The organism is Halarcobacter anaerophilus, from assembly GCF_006459125.1.
Lineage (GTDB): Bacteria > Campylobacterota > Campylobacteria > Campylobacterales > Arcobacteraceae > Halarcobacter > Halarcobacter anaerophilus.
Window position 1 is genome coordinate 1480623 of sequence record NZ_CP041070.1, and the last position, 15482, is coordinate 1496104.

At 30.7% G+C, this 15482-nt stretch carries 15 protein-coding genes; 8 read left to right on the forward strand and 7 right to left on the reverse strand.

The features are described 5' to 3' along the window. Positions 1-21: 21 nt before the first annotated feature. The 5 genes from polA (at position 22) to AANAER_RS07205 (ending at position 5272) form a co-directional block, all read left to right on the forward strand. The gene (gene polA / locus AANAER_RS07185) at positions 22-2706 is read left to right on the forward strand and encodes a DNA polymerase I (RefSeq protein ID WP_129081615.1); all 2685 of its coding nucleotides are present in this window, start codon (positions 22-24) and stop codon (positions 2704-2706) included. Between the two features lie 102 nt (positions 2707-2808). Beyond that, the gene (locus AANAER_RS07190; protein WP_129081616.1) at positions 2809-3510 is read left to right on the forward strand and encodes a response regulator transcription factor; all 702 of its coding nucleotides are present in this window, start codon (positions 2809-2811) and stop codon (positions 3508-3510) included. Between the two features lie 37 nt (positions 3511-3547). Beyond that, complete coding sequence (locus AANAER_RS07195) at positions 3548-3745, forward strand: hypothetical protein (RefSeq protein ID WP_044416714.1); 198 nt, start codon at positions 3548-3550, stop codon at positions 3743-3745. Further along, the gene (locus AANAER_RS07200; RefSeq protein ID WP_084593167.1) at positions 3745-4005 is read left to right on the forward strand and encodes a DUF2116 family Zn-ribbon domain-containing protein; all 261 of its coding nucleotides are present in this window, start codon (positions 3745-3747) and stop codon (positions 4003-4005) included. Before AANAER_RS07195 ends, AANAER_RS07200 begins: the two co-directional genes overlap by 1 nt. Further along, positions 3992-5272 (forward strand): response regulator, encoded by a 1281-nt coding sequence (locus AANAER_RS07205; RefSeq protein ID WP_228714778.1) that lies wholly within the window; start codon positions 3992-3994, stop codon positions 5270-5272. Before AANAER_RS07200 ends, AANAER_RS07205 begins: the two co-directional genes overlap by 14 nt. On the opposite strand, the gene lgt is transcribed toward AANAER_RS07205, so the two are convergent. From lgt to argF, 4 genes are read right to left on the reverse strand one after another with little or no spacing between them, the layout of a single operon-like run. After that, a complete protein-coding gene (lgt, locus tag AANAER_RS07210; protein WP_129081618.1) occupies positions 5269-6084 on the reverse strand; it encodes a prolipoprotein diacylglyceryl transferase in 816 nt (271 codons plus the stop codon). The genes AANAER_RS07205 and lgt overlap by 4 nt on opposite strands. A gap of 10 nt (positions 6085-6094) precedes the next feature. Further along, entirely contained in the window at positions 6095-7396 is a 1302-nt protein-coding gene (locus tag AANAER_RS07215) for a (Fe-S)-binding protein (protein ID WP_129081619.1), read from the reverse strand. Then, positions 7396-8763 carry an oxygen-independent coproporphyrinogen III oxidase gene (hemN, locus tag AANAER_RS07220; RefSeq protein ID WP_129081620.1) on the reverse strand — a complete coding sequence of 456 codons (1368 nt, stop codon included), beginning with the start codon at positions 8761-8763 and terminating at the stop codon, positions 7396-7398. Before hemN ends, AANAER_RS07215 begins: the two co-directional genes overlap by 1 nt. Before the next feature lie 9 nt (positions 8764-8772). Continuing rightward, positions 8773-9699: an ornithine carbamoyltransferase gene (gene argF / locus AANAER_RS07225; RefSeq protein ID WP_044414895.1), complete on the reverse strand. Its 927-nt coding sequence runs from the start codon at positions 9697-9699 to the stop codon at positions 8773-8775. Positions 9700-9899: 200 nt separating this feature from the next. Between argF and AANAER_RS07230 the strand changes: the two genes are divergently transcribed. From AANAER_RS07230 to AANAER_RS07240, 3 genes are read left to right on the forward strand one after another with little or no spacing between them, the layout of a single operon-like run. After that, complete coding sequence (locus AANAER_RS07230; protein WP_129081621.1) at positions 9900-12011, forward strand: ribonucleoside triphosphate reductase; 2112 nt, start codon at positions 9900-9902, stop codon at positions 12009-12011. Then, a complete protein-coding gene (gene nrdD / locus AANAER_RS15145; RefSeq protein WP_044414890.1) occupies positions 11992-12150 on the forward strand; it encodes an anaerobic ribonucleoside-triphosphate reductase in 159 nt (52 codons plus the stop codon). Before AANAER_RS07230 ends, nrdD begins: the two co-directional genes overlap by 20 nt. Further along, positions 12131-12811 (forward strand): anaerobic ribonucleoside-triphosphate reductase activating protein, encoded by a 681-nt coding sequence (locus AANAER_RS07240; RefSeq protein WP_129081622.1) that lies wholly within the window; start codon positions 12131-12133, stop codon positions 12809-12811. The genes nrdD and AANAER_RS07240 overlap by 20 nt, the downstream gene beginning before the upstream one ends. Before the next feature lie 32 nt (positions 12812-12843). Here AANAER_RS07240 and AANAER_RS07245 read toward each other — a convergent pair whose 3' ends face one another. From AANAER_RS07245 to AANAER_RS07255, 3 genes are read right to left on the reverse strand one after another with little or no spacing between them, the layout of a single operon-like run. Continuing rightward, positions 12844-13482, reverse strand: a complete 639-nt coding sequence (locus tag AANAER_RS07245; protein WP_129081623.1) for a cytochrome c3 family protein — start codon at positions 13480-13482, stop codon at positions 12844-12846. Next, entirely contained in the window at positions 13479-13940 is a 462-nt protein-coding gene (locus tag AANAER_RS07250) for a cytochrome c3 family protein (protein ID WP_044414885.1), read from the reverse strand. Before AANAER_RS07250 ends, AANAER_RS07245 begins: the two co-directional genes overlap by 4 nt. Positions 13941-13943: 3 nt before the next feature. Continuing rightward, positions 13944-15473 carry a flavocytochrome c gene (locus AANAER_RS07255; protein WP_044414882.1) on the reverse strand — a complete coding sequence of 510 codons (1530 nt, stop codon included), beginning with the start codon at positions 15471-15473 and terminating at the stop codon, positions 13944-13946. Positions 15474-15482: the final 9 nt, after the last annotated feature.

The window sequence follows — 15482 nt, forward strand, 5'->3', positions numbered from 1 at the left end:
AGAATATGAAAGAAGATAATAATGAAGAAAACTATTACAATAATTGATACATTTGGATTTTTATTTAGAAGTTATTTCGCTCTTCCCCCGCTAAAATCAAAAGATGGATTTCCTACAGGATTATTAACAGGTTTTATGAATTTTGTTTCAAATATAGGTAAAGATTTTCAAACAGATTATTTGGTTTTTGCATTAGATGCAAAAGGTGATACCTTTAGAAATGAAATATATGACAAATATAAAGCACATAGACCCGATGTTCCAGAAGATTTACTAAAACAACTTCCTGTTGCCATTGAATGGATAGAAAAAATGGGATTTGAAACAGCAATGAAAACCGGATTTGAAGCAGATGATATAGTAGCTTCCATAGCAAATGATGCAAAACAAAAAGGTTTGGAAGTTAGAATCGTTTCTCATGATAAAGATTTATATCAGTTAATAGATGATGACAGAGTCTATCTTTTCGATCCTATTAAAAAAGACGTGATAAATGAAGATAAATGTTTTCATAAATACGGTGTAAGACCTTCCCAGTTTATAGATTATCAATCTTTATTAGGAGATAGCGCCGATAATGTTCCCGGAGTAAAAGGAGTCGGAGCAAAAACTGCACAGGCTTTGATTCAAGAGTACGGCTCTTTGGATAATATTTACGAGAATTTGGAAAATATAGAAAAAACAAGATGGAAAAACCTTCTAACAGAAGGCAAAGAGATGGCTTATATCTCAAAACAGTTAGTTACTTTAAAAACAGATTGTCATTTTATAGATGAGATAGAAAACTATGAACTGCCAAATGAAAATCCTATACTGAAAATTGCAGATACTCTTTTAGAATTTGATTTAAAAAGAATTGTAGATAGAGTAAATAAAGACGGTTTGACTTATAAAACAAAACTTCCTAAAGATGAAGAAAAAAACGAAGAGTTTGAATATATTCTTTTAAACGATAAAAATAGATTAAATGAGGTTATAGACTCAATTGCGGAAGATAAAATAGTGGCTTTTGATACGGAAACTACCGATATTGATACTAAAAATGCTTCTTTAGTCGGTTTCTCTTTTGCTTTTGAAGAAAATAAAGCTTATTATGTTCCTGTAAATCATCAATATTTGGGAGTACCTGAACAAATAGATAAAACAACTGCAAGAGAGGCAATTTCTAAATTAAATAATAAAAAATTAGTTTTGCAAAATTTTAAATATGATTATGTAATAGTAAAAAATGAGTTGGATTTAAAATTAAAATTATATGCAGATACAATGATTTTAGCTTGGCTTTTTAACAGTAATGAAAAAGTAGGGTTAGATGCTTTGGCTTTAAGATATTTTAACCATAAAATGATAGCTTTTAAAGAGGTTGTAAAAAGAGGAGAGAACTTCTCAAATGTTGAAATAGAACAAGCTTGTAATTATGCAGCCGAAGATGCTCTTTTTACATATAAAATCTATTTTAGACTTTTAAAAGCATTTAAAGAGATTCAAGCAGAACATTTGGTTAAAATAGCTCATGAGTATGAATTTGATTTTATTTACGTTCTTGAAAATATGGAAAGCAACGGAATTAAAATAGATATTGAAAAGTTAAAAGAGCTAAAACAAAAAAGCAATCTTTATATTCAAGAATTAACATCTAAAATATATGAAAAAGCAGCTTGCGAATTTAATATAAATTCTCCTAAACAATTAGGAAATATTCTTTTTGAACAGCTAAAACTTCCCCCTTCAAAAAAGACAAAAAGCGGATACAGTACAAATGAGGTTGTTCTTCAAAAACTAAAAGATGAACATGAGATTATTCCTCTGCTTTTGGACTACAGAGAGTCTTTCAAACTTCAATCAACATATATAGAACCTCTTCTTGAATTAGGTTTGAAAAATGAAGAGAATAGAATCTATACTTCATTTTTACAAACAGGAACTGCAACAGGAAGATTAAGTTCAAAAAATCCGAATTTACAAAATATTCCAGTAAGAAGTAAAGCTGGAGCGGAGATAAGAAGTGCATTTATACCAAAAGAGGGGTATAAATTAGTGGGAATTGATTATTCTCAAATAGAGCTTAGACTTCTAGCTCACTATAGTCAAGATGAGGCTTTGGTTGAAGCTTTTAAAGAGGGTAAAGATATACATAGACAAACAGCCGTTAAAATTTTCGGAGAAGAGTTGGCTGATTCTAAAAGATCAATTGCAAAATCTATTAATTTCGGACTTCTTTACGGAATGGGAAGCAGAAAACTTGGTGATACTTTGGGAATACCCGCAAAAGAGGCAAAACAGTATATTGATGCCTATTTTGAAAACTTCGTAAGTGTAAAAGAGTATTTGAAATCAATTGAAAACAAAGCTTTGGAAAACGGTTTTGTTGAAACTTTATTAGGAAGAAGAAGAGTCTTTGATTTTGATTCTGCAAATGCAATGATGAAAGCAGCCTTTTTAAGAGAATCCGTAAATACACTTTTTCAAGGAAGTGCAGCAGATTTAATAAAACTTGCAATGCTTGAAATTTATAAAAGATTCAAAAACAGCAGTGAAGTTAAGATGTTATTGCAAATCCACGATGAACTTATTTTTGAAGTAAAAGAAGAAAAAGCAGATAAAATAACAGAAGAGATAGCAGAAGTAATGGAAAATATTTATAAGCTGAAAGTTCCTTTAAAGGTCTCTAAAAGTATAGGAATGTCATGGCAAGAGCTAAAATAAAAGGGAATATGTACTTTTTTTTTATTTTTTAATAATTTTCTTTTGACTTTTGGATACATTTTTGTTAAAATAAATTTTAAAATATTTACAAAAGAGTGAAATATGATTAAAACGTTAAAAAATATCAGAAAACTATACAATGCGAAATTACTTTTCGTAACAAATGACAACAACTTGCATAATACGATACAAAATGAGTTTGACGAGTATTTCAAAGAGTTAACTTTAGTTAGCAGTTCTAAAGAAGCAGTTGAGAAAATTGATGAAAATAGTTTTGATATGATAATTATTGATACAGACGTAGAGGCTAAAAATTTTGAAGAAGCATGTAGCGAAATTACGACTGCTGCTCCTTCTCTTCCTAAAATAATTATTTCAGACAGTGATAAAAACGATGATATAGTTACAGCAATAAACAACAGTGCATATACCTTTATAACAAAACCTTTAAAATCTATTGATATAAAACTTGCCGTAATAATGTGTTTAAACCAAACAAAAAGAGGTGACAAAATCGAGTTTCAACACGGCATATATTTTGATGAATATCGAGATCAGTTTTTCAGACCGGGCGGAATCTTAATTGACTTTACCAGATTAGAAAAAGGTTTTATGAAACTGCTTATTTCTAAAAAAGGTGAAATCATAGATTATGATACAATTAAAAATGTTGTTTGGAAAGGTAAAAATATGTCTATTTATACAATGAGAAATATTGTAAATAAAATTAGGCAAAAAACTTACTATGAAATCATAAAAAATCATTCAAACAAAGGTTATATAATAGACGAAATCCAAAAATAACCATTTGCTTCTTGATAATTTTAATAAAGAAGAATTTATGGAAGAAAAAATTGTATCTAAAGAGGAGCTGATTCAACTTTTTGAAGAGGGCAAAATGATTGATTCAGGCAAGGGTTGGATGATGGGAGACATAGAAGTTGAAATAATCGCTCTTCATGAAGTTGATCCTAAGTTTCTACAAGATGTAACAAACGCTAAATTTTATAAATTAATACCAAAAAAGGGGAATCGATAATGTCACACTGTCCATATTGTGGAAAAAAGATAGCAATGAGCAAAGCATTTTGCTCAAGAAGTTGTAAAGAGAACTATTTTCAGCTGATTGCAATTCAAGTTCCAAAACCATTTCTAAAAAGAATTTTTGTTTTTAGTACTCCCGAAGAGAGAGAAAAAGAGATAGAAAACTTTGCAAATAGACATGGCTGGAGAATTGACTTACTGCAAAAAAAGATAGATGAATTAGCAGTAGAATATGGATTTGTTGAAACAAAATAATAGCTCTTTTAATAGTAATGTTTTAAATCAAGCTAAAATATTATATGTTGAAGATGATGAATTAATAAGAAAAGAGACTCTGAATATTTTTGAAAACTTTTTCAAAAAGGTTTATGTTGCACAAGATGGAAAAGAGGGATTAGATTCTTACTATAAAAATAGAGACAAAATTGATATTATCTTAACAGATATAAATATGCCCAATATGAACGGTATTGAGCTTATATCAAAAGTAAGAGAAGAGGATTTTGAACTGCCTATTTTGGTAGTCACTGCTTTTAACGATGTTTCCTTGTTGATAAAACTTATAAAATTAAACGTATCGGATTATATACTTAAACCGATGCAGATGAACTCGACTTTAAAAGTTATTGATAAAATAGTAACTAATAGATTTAATCAAAAGCTTGTATTTAAACAAAAAAATGAACTTCAAATATATAAAGATATTTTAGATAAAGAAAACCTTGTCAGTGAAACTGATTTAAAAGGCATAATAACCTATGCAAATGATATTTTCTGTGAAGTTTCGGGCTATTCAAAAGAAGAACTAATAGGTGCAAATCATAATATAGTCAGACATCCGGATGTTTCTCCTAAAGTATATAAAAAACTGTGGGAAACGATTCAAGCAAAAAAAGTTTGGAAAGGGAAAATTAAAAACAGGGCAAAAGACGGAACTCCTTATTATGTAAAAGCAACGATTTTCCCCATACTTGATGAAAATGAAAATATTGAAAAATATGTTGCCAGTAGATTTCTAATAACAGAAGATGAAGAAGAGAGACATAAATTAAAGAAATATATAGTTCATCAAAAATCTCAACAGATAAAATATGAAAAACAATTACAAGAAGATTTTGACGATGCTTTACATTATGCAAAAATGCAAAAAGATAAGCAGGTTGCAAATTTTATTCATGAATTAAATGAGCAGATTAAAAGTTTAAGAGGAAAGAACTCAGACAATAAAGGAAGAATCCTATTTTTAGAAAATCAATTAAAAGATGCTGTAGATAAAAATGAAAATATGGTGAAGAACTATCAGGAAAAAGTAGAAAAACTGCATACAACAGCAATAAAAGCAGCAGAAGAGTATCAAAGAATTAAAAAAAGAGATGATATTATCACAGAAAAATTAGAAAAATCTCAAGAAGCCATAAAGACTCTTCAAGGTTATATTGACGAGTACAGAAAGAAAATAAGTAATTTAGAAGATGTAATTGCTTCTTATGAAAAAGATAAAGCTAAAAAGAGTAATACTTAAACCCTTTTTTTCTTTTTCATAATAAAAAGAATAAAAACACAAATAAGGGCAAATAGTGCAGATAAAAGCATTCCTTGTGTTAACCATCCTCCATATATAAATCCTAGTTGAATATCAGGTTCTCTAAAGAATTCGGCAATAATTCTAGCAATTGAGTATAAAAGTCCGTACATTATTGCCAATTGACCGTCAAATTTTTTTCTTTTTCTATATATAAAAAGAATTATAAAAATTAAAATTCCTTCTAAAAATCCTTCATAAAGTTGAGAAGGGTGTCTTAATACGTCATTTACATAAATTCCCCAAGGAACATCTGTAACTCTTCCTACTAACTCTTGATTAAAAAAGTTACCTAATCTTCCGAAAATATAAGCAGCAGAGATTCCTAAAACCGAAATATCCGTTAAAAACCAGAAAGAGACCTTATGTCTTTTACAAAAGATTAAAGAGGCTATTAAAAAACCGATAAATGCCCCATGATAACTCATTCCTGAGATTCCTGCATAAACGCCGTCAATAAAAGGATTAAAGATTTGCCAAGGATGGCTTAGATAATAGGCAGTATGAGTATCGTAAAAAAGAATATAACCTAATCTAGCACCTAAAATAACACCGATTTCTGCCCACCAAACATAAGAATCAAAAAGTTCGTTTGAAATAGGAAGTTTATCATGTTTTATAAACCATTTTGCTATAAAAATAGCAGAAAGCAGGGCAAGAGCATACATTATCCCGTACCAATGTACGGCAATTGAACCTAAGTTAAAAGCTACAGGGTTAAAATGTGAGTATATATGCTGCCAAAATTCCAAAATATTTTTCCTAATCCTCTAAAGCTTGGGCAATAAGTTCTATTGGATTTTTAAACTCAACATTTACATCTGCTTGATGTAAAGAGTTTGTTATTTGCATTCTACAGGCACTACATTCTGCACTTACAATTTGTGCTTGAGTCTCTTTTATCATGGCTGCTTTTGGAGTTCCTGCTGCTTTTGCAAAATGGTATTTTTCTGTTTGCATAGTAACTCCACCGAAACCGCAACATCTGTTTGGGTCACTCATCTCTTTTAAAACATAGTTTTGTTTTAAAAGTTCTCTTGGTTCATGCCAGACTCCTTGCATTTTTTTTGCATGGCAAGGATCATGATAGGTTATTACTTCATTGAAATGTTTATTTGATTTTGTAAGCAACTCTTTTAATCTTGTATTGTTTTCAAGCCATTTTGTCGCCAAAAATACTTTTTTAGCTATTTTAGAGGCTCTTTGTTTCCATTCTGGCTGATCATGTAAATAGTGTTCCCAGTCTTGGTTAATCATAGCTGAACAAGTAGCTTCAGGGATAACTATTGCATCAACTTCATCTATCCAAGTTTCGAAATACTCTATATTTTTTTTAACAAGATAATCAACTGTATCAAAATCTCCCGTAAAATAAGCAGGTGCACCGCAACAAAGCTGTTTTTTGGGAATAAAAATATCTAAATCAAGTTTTTTTAAAATTTTAACCAAACTGTCACCTGTATTTGTATAGGTATAATTACTCATACATCCTATAAAAATAGCGACTCTGTTTTTTTTACCTTCTTCAATAATTTTATTTTTAGCCGGGATATTCTCAGGGTATTTATTTAAAAAACTTTTTGAATCGGCATAAGGTAAAGCTCTGTCTTTTTTTACAATAGGCAAAGAAAATCTAGGAAGCGCACTTTGCTTTTTATTATCAAGTTTTAAAGCACAGGTTTGAAACATCCATCCAAGTTTTGATAAAAAGTCCATAGTTTTTCTATGTCTTAAAAGAAAGAAAAAAAGTTTTTTATACCAAGCAAGTCCGTATTTTTTTCTAATATCGTTTCTTACTTGTTCTATTATCATATCTGTAGGCAGATCATTTGGGCAAACTTCTACGCAATTTGTACATAAAAAGCATGATTCAAAGATATCTTTTGCTGTTTTATCAAGCTCTAATTCATCTCTTTTATAAGCTCCTAAAAGGTCAATAAATCCTCTTGGGCTTGTTGTTTCATCTTGGTTTACATTGAAGATTGTACAAACAGGTTTACATTTACCGCACTTTACACAATCATCACTTATTTTAGTATAATCAAATTTTTCAATCTCGCTCATTATATTGTTTTACTAAACCTTCTTTTATTTTCGGGAACTTTTTTCAAATATGCGTCAAAAGGCATACAAATGTTCCTAATTAGCATGGCTCCTGTAGGAGATACTTCTATTTTGTCATTTTGTATTGAAACCAAATCAGCCTCTACAAACTCATCTAAAGCTTTTAAGTCCTCTTTAAAGTAGTCATAAAAATCTATATTAAATCTCTCTTCTACTCTTTTTATATTAAGACTGAAATTACTCATTAATTCCATAATAACATATTGTCTTAACATATCATCATCACTTAGTTTATACCCTTTAAAAGTAGGCAGTTTACCTTCATCTAAAGCTTCTTCGTAATGTTTTAAATCTTTATAGTTTTGGGCATAATAATCAACACCGTTTCCAATAGAAGTAACACCTATTCCTATTAAATCCGCTCCGCCTTTTGTTGTATAACCTTGGAAATTTCTATGAAGTTCGCCTTTTTGTATAGCTTTAAATAGTTCATCCTCAGGTTTTGCAAAGTGATCCATTCCTACCATTTTATAACCGTTACTTGTAAAAAAGTCGATTGTATCTTTTAATATCTCAAGTTTTTCAGTAGGCGGTGCAAAAGTTGATTCATCAAATTTTCTCATTGTTTTCATAAGCCAAGGTACATGGGCATAATTAAATACGGCAAGTCTGTCGGGATTTAATTTAATTACTTTTTCTATTGTTTCATGAAAAGTCTTTTTGTTTTGGTGAGGCAGACCGTAAATTAAATCAATATTTATTGAATGAATACCTGCATCTCTTGCAATATTCATAACATTTTGGGTTGTCTCATAAGGCTGAATTCTGTGGATTGTTTTTTGAACATCTTCATTTAAATCTTGAACACCGAAACTAAGTCTGTTAAAACCTGCCGCTTTTAATACATCCATATGCTCTTTTGTAAAATATCTAGGATCTACTTCACATGAAATTTCAGCATCGGCACTAAAATTAGGAAAAGTCTCTTTTATCATTGAAATTACTGTTTCAAGTTGTTTTGGAGAGAAGTATGTAGGTGTTCCTCCTCCAAAGTGCATTTGAGTTACTGTTCTGTTCGTATTTAGAGCATCTTTTAATAAAGCAAGTTCTTTTTTTAGATATTCGAGATATCTAACTTTTTTATCCTCTTTTGAAGTAAAAATTACATTACAACCACAGAAATAACAGGCACTTCTGCAAAAAGGCAAATGAATATATAAGGATAAAGTTCTGTCATCGCTTTGGTTTTTGTAGTATTTTTTTAGATCTTCTTGTGTAAATTCTTCCGTAAATTCCGGAGCCGTAGGATAAGAAGTATACCTAGGTCCGGGTCTTGAGTATTTCTCAAATTTTTTAAAATCAATCATCTTTTATTCTTATTTTTTGTTTTGTCTATCTAACCAGACCATTACACCTTTTTGTGCATGAAGTCTGTTTTCTGCCTCTTCAAATATTAAACTCTGTTTTCCTTCAATTACGCTTTGACTTACTTCATAACCTCTGTAAGCAGGTAAACAGTGTAGGAATATTGCATTTGAGGCACCTAATTTCATCATCTCATCATCTACAATATATCCGTTAAAATCTTTTACTCTTTTCTCTTTCTCATCTTCTTGTCCCATAGAAACCCAAGTGTCCGTAGTAACTACTGTTGCACCTTTTACAGCCTCTTTAGGATCATTTGTAATGACTATTTTAGCACCTGACTCTTTTGCAAAGCTTAATGCATCATTTAATATTTTTTCATCAACTTCATAACCTTTAGGTGTTGCAATTCTTAGTTCAAAACCTAATTTTGAAGCCAGCATCAGCCATGAATGAGCCATATTATTTCCATCACCTACATAAGCTGCAATTAAATTGTTTTCTAATCCTGCTTCTTGAATAGTTAAATAATCAGCCATAAGCTGAACAGGGTGATATTCATCTGTTAAACCATTTATTACAGGAACTTTTGAATATTTTGCAAACTCTTCAAGTTTTGTCTGCTCAAAAGTTCGGATCATTACCATATCTACCATTCTAGAAATCACTCTTGCCGTGTCGCTCATAGGCTCTCCACGACCTAGTTGTATATCATTTGATGATAAAAAGAGTCCTATCCCGCCTAATTGATAGATTCCCGTTTCAAAGCTTACTCTTGTTCTTGTACTGCTTTTTTCAAAAATCATACCTAATGTATATCTAGGCAAATAATCTTTATAAACTCTATTTTTAGTCTCTTTTTTGATTTTTGCTGCAAGAGTGAGTATCTCTAAAATCTCTTCTTTAGTATAATCTCTTAATGTTAAAAAATGTCTCATGATTTAACCTTTCATTTTAAAAAAGAATCAATTTTAACTAAAAACAATTTACTATCCACTTAAAAAAATTAATTTTTATTAAAAGTGCTTTAAAAAATTATTAAACTTCCCACAAAGCCCTATAAGTGACATATATGTGACTTTTCATATTATTATTTTTTAAGAGATATCACTCTATCATTTCTTCTGAAAGGATTACTATGATAGAAAATATTCTCAAACGTGACGGTTCATATGAAAAATTTCAAGCTTTTAAAATCAAAGACGTAATAAAAAAGGCTTTTGAAAGTGTTCATGTTACATATGACGCTATTGTTTATCTAAATGTATTGGAAAAATTAGATGAAAAAAGAGTCATTGCCGTGGAAGATGTGCAAGATAATATAGAAAAAGAGTTATACAAAGCTAGATATTTTGATGTTATGAGATCTTTTATGCTTTACAGGCATATGCATAAAATGCAAAGAGAACAGATTCTCGGACTAAATGAAGATACAACTTATATAAATTCAACCCAAACAATAGAAGAGTATATAAACGGTACGGATTGGAGAATAAATGCAAACTCTAATACGGGATACTCTCATGCGGGTTTAATAAATAACAGTGCAGGTAAAATAATTGCAAATTATTGGTTAGATAGAATTTACTCAAAAGAGGAAGGTTATGCCCATAGAAATGCAGATTATCATATACATGATTTGGATTGTTTAAGCGGATATTGTGCAGGTTGGAGTTTAAGAGTATTATTAGATGAAGGATTTAACGGAGTAAGAGGAAGAGTTGAAAGCAATGCTCCAAGTCATTTTAGAGAAGCTTTGGGGCAAATGGCAAACTTTTTGGGAATATTACAAAGCGAATGGGCAGGTGCACAGGCTTTTTCATCTTTTGATACATATTTAGCTCCTTATATTTTTAAAGATAGTTTATCTTTTACCGAAGTTAAAAAAAATATAAGAAGTTTTATCTATAATTTAAATGTTCCCGCACGATGGGGACAGAGTCCTTTTACCAATATAACTATAGATTGGACGGTTCCAAATGATTTAAAAGATCAAACGCCTACAAAAAACCAAAAACATCTGTTTACTGATATTAACGATGACAAGCTTCTTAAAGAGGCTAATAACAGAGGATATAAAGCTTTAACCCATATGACATATAAAGCCTTTCAAAAAGAGATGAATATGATAAATAAAGCCTATTATGAAGTAATGACCGAAGGAGATAAAACAGGACAGCCTTTCACTTTCCCTATACCGACCGTAAATATAACCGAAGATTTCGACTGGTACGGAGAAAATACCGATCTTCTTTTTGAAAATACTGCAAAAATAGGTTCTTCATATTTTCAAAATTTTATAGGAAGCCAATATACAAAAGATGAAAACGGAAAATTGATTCCTAATGAAAGTGCTTATAAACCAGGACATGTAAGAAGTATGTGTTGTAGATTGCAACTTGATTTAAGAGAGCTTTTAAAAAGAGGAGGGGGACTCTTCGGAAGTGCTGAAATGACTGGAAGTATCGGTGTTGTTACGATAAATATGGCAAGATTGGGCTTTTTGTATAAAAAAGACAAAGAGGCTCTCTTTGAAAGATTAAAAGAATTAATGGACTTGGCAAAATCAACTTTAGAGAAAAAAAGAGTTTTTGTAAATGATTTATATGAAAGAGGTTTATTCCCTTATACAAAAAGATATTTACCTGGTTTTAATAACCATTTTTCAACTATAGGGGTAAACGGTATAAATGAGATGATAGTCAATTTTACGGAAAAAGAGTTTGATATATCAAAAAAAGAGGGAATCTCTTTTGCTATTGAAATTTTAAACTTTATGAGAAATAAAATGGTTGAATATCAAGAAGAGACAGGAAATTTATACAATCTTGAAGCAACACCGGCTGAAGGTACTACTTATAGATTTGCCAAAGAGGATAAAAAAAGATTCCCTCAAATACATCAAGCAGGATTCGGTAAAAATATTTTTTATACGAATTCTTCGCAGCTTCCCGTTGATTTTACGGATGATGTTTTTCAAGCTCTTGATTTGCAAGATGAATTACAAGGTAAATATACGGGAGGAACGGTTCTGCATCTTTATATGAGAGAGAAGTTAAGTTCAATAGAAGCTTGTAGAAAATTGGTTAAAAACGTAATAACAAATTTTACTTTGCCTTATATTACGATTACACCTGTATTTTCAATTTGTCCAAAACACGGATACATTAGCGGAGAATATGAGTATTGTCCTTTATGTGATGAAGAAATTTTAGAAGAGGAGTTAAAAAATGAAAAGCTTAGAGCCTAGTAAATTACAAGAAAAAAGAACAAAATGTATTGTTTATACAAGAGTTATGGGATACCACAGACCTGTTGAGAGTTTTAATATCGGTAAAAAAGGTGAACATAAACAAAGGGTGAAATTCGTTGAAAAAAATTATCTATGATATAACGCCTTTTACAACTGTTGATTATAAAGATCATTTATCTTGTATTGCATGGTTTATATCATGCAATATGAGATGTCTTTATTGCTATAACCCCAATATTGTAAACTCAAAAAGCGGGGAATATACGATTGAAGATTTAATTGATTTTCTGAAAAAAAGAGTAGGGTTGCTTGATGCCGTAGTTTTAAGTGGAGGAGAAGCGACAAATCATAATTTGGTTGATATTTGCAATTTAATTAAAGAGTTGGGATATAAGATAAAACTCGATACTAACGGTTTTAATCCAAAAATGGTAGAGAAGCTTATATCTTTTGATTTAATAGATTATATAGCACTTGATTATAAAGCTCCTGCTTATAAATTTAAAGAGATAACAAAAACGACTTTTAACGAAAAATTTTTTGATACTTTAGATTTGTTGGTTGATAAGAATTTTGCTTTTGAAGTTAGAACTACGGTTCATTCTAATTTATTAAATGAAAATGATATAAATAAAATTATATTGGATTTAAAAAACAGAGAGTATCAAGGAATCTATTATTTGCAAAAATATCTGCATGTTGATGATACTTTGGGCTTTACAAATGAAGCTACAAATATTTTTGATAAAACTCTTTTATTTAAAGATTTGATTCCAATAGAGTTTAGAAATTATTAAAAATACTATTTAAAGATGAAGAGAAATTAAAATTACTCTTCATCAACTTCTACTCCGTATCTTTTGTATTTTTGTTGAACTTCTTCTTTTTTCTCTTCCATTTTATCTTTGTATATGCTATATTCAGGTTTATAATAATTTAGAAAATTACGTAAACCTTTATGCCCCGCATCAAAGTGGCAAGAAGCACATTTTATCTCTTTTTTTGTACCTTTTAGTTTTTTATAATGTTTATGCATTTTTTGAGCCTGTTTTGAAGAAGATGAAAGTGTATTATCTAATACATTTCCATGACATTGTAAACATCCCGAGTCATAAACATAAAATTGACGATGATATCTTTTTTCCTGCCAATCAATTTCATCTAAATTTCCTAAAAAGTGAACTCCAACCTCAGCTAAACCTGTGGTAGCTTTAGTATAAATATAGTTAACTAAACTGTCATGAGGCAGGTGACAATCCACACATCTGGCACTAGCACCTAATTCTCCTTTTCCACCGTGTACATCATCTTTGTATGACATAACTACAGAATCCATTTCATGGCATGAAACACAAAAGTTTTCACTTCCTGTTTTATTAATTCCGTAATAAGTCCCATAAGAGATGCTAACTCCTATTAATACCCCGATTATTATTAACAATAGTATAAATATTATAGGTCTTTTCATGGTGTAGCCTTCATCCATATATTGTTTTTAATCTCTTTTAAATGACATTCTGAACACATATTAACCGAAGGTTCATGCTCTCTATGGCACTCATCACAATATAGATTTGGTCCATCATGTACAGAATTATGAGGATTTGCCTTTAAAGTATCCATAAATTCAAGTCTTTTTGCAAGATATAGTTTTGATTTATGACAGGCTAAACAAACCTCTTCATCAGGAGCCTCAAAATTTTCGGGATTATTGCCTTGCCCCTCATGACAAAAGATACAATCAAAATATAACTGCGCATGTACAGGTTTCAAATGATATTTTTCTTTCTGTTCAGGCGTAACTTTTATTTTTGCATCACTATTAGAAGAGAGCGTTGTGCTCTCTTCTTGCTGAGAATTTGCATATAAACAAGATAAAAGTAAAAAAAAGCAAAATAGAAAAGTTGCTTTAACTTTAGTTTTCATGATTTATATATTTTCTCCTGCTATCATACCAAATACCAAACAATCAGGGATAGAACAACTTCCCAATCTACTTGCTCCGTGAGTTCCTCCTGTTATTTCACCCGCTGCGTATAATCCCGGTATCGGTTCTTTTGTTTTTGTTGATATAACTTGGGCTTTAGTATTGATTTTTAAACCACCCATTGTATGGTGAAGTTTAGGAACGCCTTTTGTACCGTAAAACGGCGCTTTAGCAATTTGTACGCCATCTGCTTTATCAACAGGTTTACCAAAGTCAGGATCTTTTCCTGCTTTAACATAATTATTGTATTGTTTAATAGTCTCTTTTAGTTCTTTAAGCGGAATACCGTATGCTGCCGCTAAATCTTCAATAGTGTTATATTTTTTTACAACACCTGCTTTTAGTGCTTTTTCTGCAAGTTCAGGAATAATATTGTCAACTGCTGTTTGATCACAAATATTAATAGGATAATTTTTGTTATCGTTTACAAGTTTAAACATCGCAGTAGCTCTTGTACGTCTGTCTGCAAGTTCATTCATATATCTTTTACCTGTTTTTGCATTAACGGAAATACCGTATCTAAAAGTAGCATTGATATTAAAGTTTGAGGCTGCTCCGAAACCTTTTTCATCAGGACAAGCCCAAGGTCCAAATTGAATCCAAGAAACATGAACCGGAACAGCTCCTACTTCAAATGCTTTTAATAAAGCTCCTGCTGTAGCTCCAGGTTGATTTGTAGAATCGGCATCATCCGAAATTCTAGGGTCTTGTTGTTTTCTATAGAAAATATCTCTACTAAAACCGCCGCTTGCCATAACTACGCCTTTTTTAGCTTTATAATATTTTTCTTTTCCTGTTTTGTTTTCTCTGTCGTCATCTTTTAATTTACTGTCAAATCTATATTTTTCTTTAGCTAAAATACCGACTACACTGCCTGTGTCATCTAAAATAAATTCCTCGAATTTTGTTCTTCTTTTAATTGTTACGTTAGGCATTTTTTTTAAATAATTAAACATAGGAATTACAATTCCCGAACCGCTACCGTTTGCCGATAAATATGTTCTTGGAACTGAATGTCCTCCCAAGTGAGAAAGTTTATCATAAAATTTTGCTCCGCATTTTTGCACTAAATTTAGGGCATCATTACTACGTGTTGCTATAACTTTTAATAGTTCAGGATGATTTATATTTCTTCCTGCTTTCATACTATCTTTCATATATAATTCAACAGAATCTTGCACCCCTTCAGCTTTTTGTTTGGGACTATGGACAACAGCTAAAAGCCCGCCGTTAATAACGGAGTTACCACCGATACGTCCCATTTTTTCAACTATAACAACTTTATTTCCTTTTTCGGCAGAAGTAATTGCAGCAGATAAAGCGGCAAACCCTGAACCGATAATTACAACATCATACTCTTCATCATATTTTACTTTTTTTGTATCAGCATTTGCAGCTGTACTTCCTAGAGCAATCATTCCGGCCCCAACAGCACCAATTTTAAAAAAATTACGTCTTGAAACATTAGCCATAATTAAACT

Bases quoted from the DNA above. Each gene is read 5' to 3' on its own strand.
- polA (WP_129081615.1), top strand. From the start codon at position 22: ATGAAGAAAACTATTACAATAATTGATACATTTGGATTTTTATTTAGA.
- AANAER_RS07250 (WP_044414885.1), bottom strand. From the start codon at position 13,940: ATGAAAACTAAAGTTAAAGCAACTTTTCTATTTTGCTTTTTTTTACTT.
- nrdD (WP_044414890.1), top strand. From the start codon at position 11,992: ATGAAAAGCTTAGAGCCTAGTAAATTACAAGAAAAAAGAACAAAATGT.
- AANAER_RS07255 (WP_044414882.1), bottom strand. From the start codon at position 15,473: ATGGCTAATGTTTCAAGACGTAATTTTTTTAAAATTGGTGCTGTTGGG.
- AANAER_RS07200 (WP_084593167.1), top strand. From the start codon at position 3,745: ATGTCACACTGTCCATATTGTGGAAAAAAGATAGCAATGAGCAAAGCA.
- AANAER_RS07190 (WP_129081616.1), top strand. From the start codon at position 2,809: ATGATTAAAACGTTAAAAAATATCAGAAAACTATACAATGCGAAATTA.
- hemN (WP_129081620.1), bottom strand. From the start codon at position 8,763: ATGATTGATTTTAAAAAATTTGAGAAATACTCAAGACCCGGACCTAGG.
- AANAER_RS07195 (WP_044416714.1), top strand. From the start codon at position 3,548: ATGGAAGAAAAAATTGTATCTAAAGAGGAGCTGATTCAACTTTTTGAA.
- AANAER_RS07215 (WP_129081619.1), bottom strand. From the start codon at position 7,396: ATGAGCGAGATTGAAAAATTTGATTATACTAAAATAAGTGATGATTGT.
- AANAER_RS07245 (WP_129081623.1), bottom strand. From the start codon at position 13,482: ATGAAAAGACCTATAATATTTATACTATTGTTAATAATAATCGGGGTA.
- AANAER_RS07230 (WP_129081621.1), top strand. From the start codon at position 9,900: ATGATAGAAAATATTCTCAAACGTGACGGTTCATATGAAAAATTTCAA.
- argF (WP_044414895.1), bottom strand. From the start codon at position 9,699: ATGAGACATTTTTTAACATTAAGAGATTATACTAAAGAAGAGATTTTA.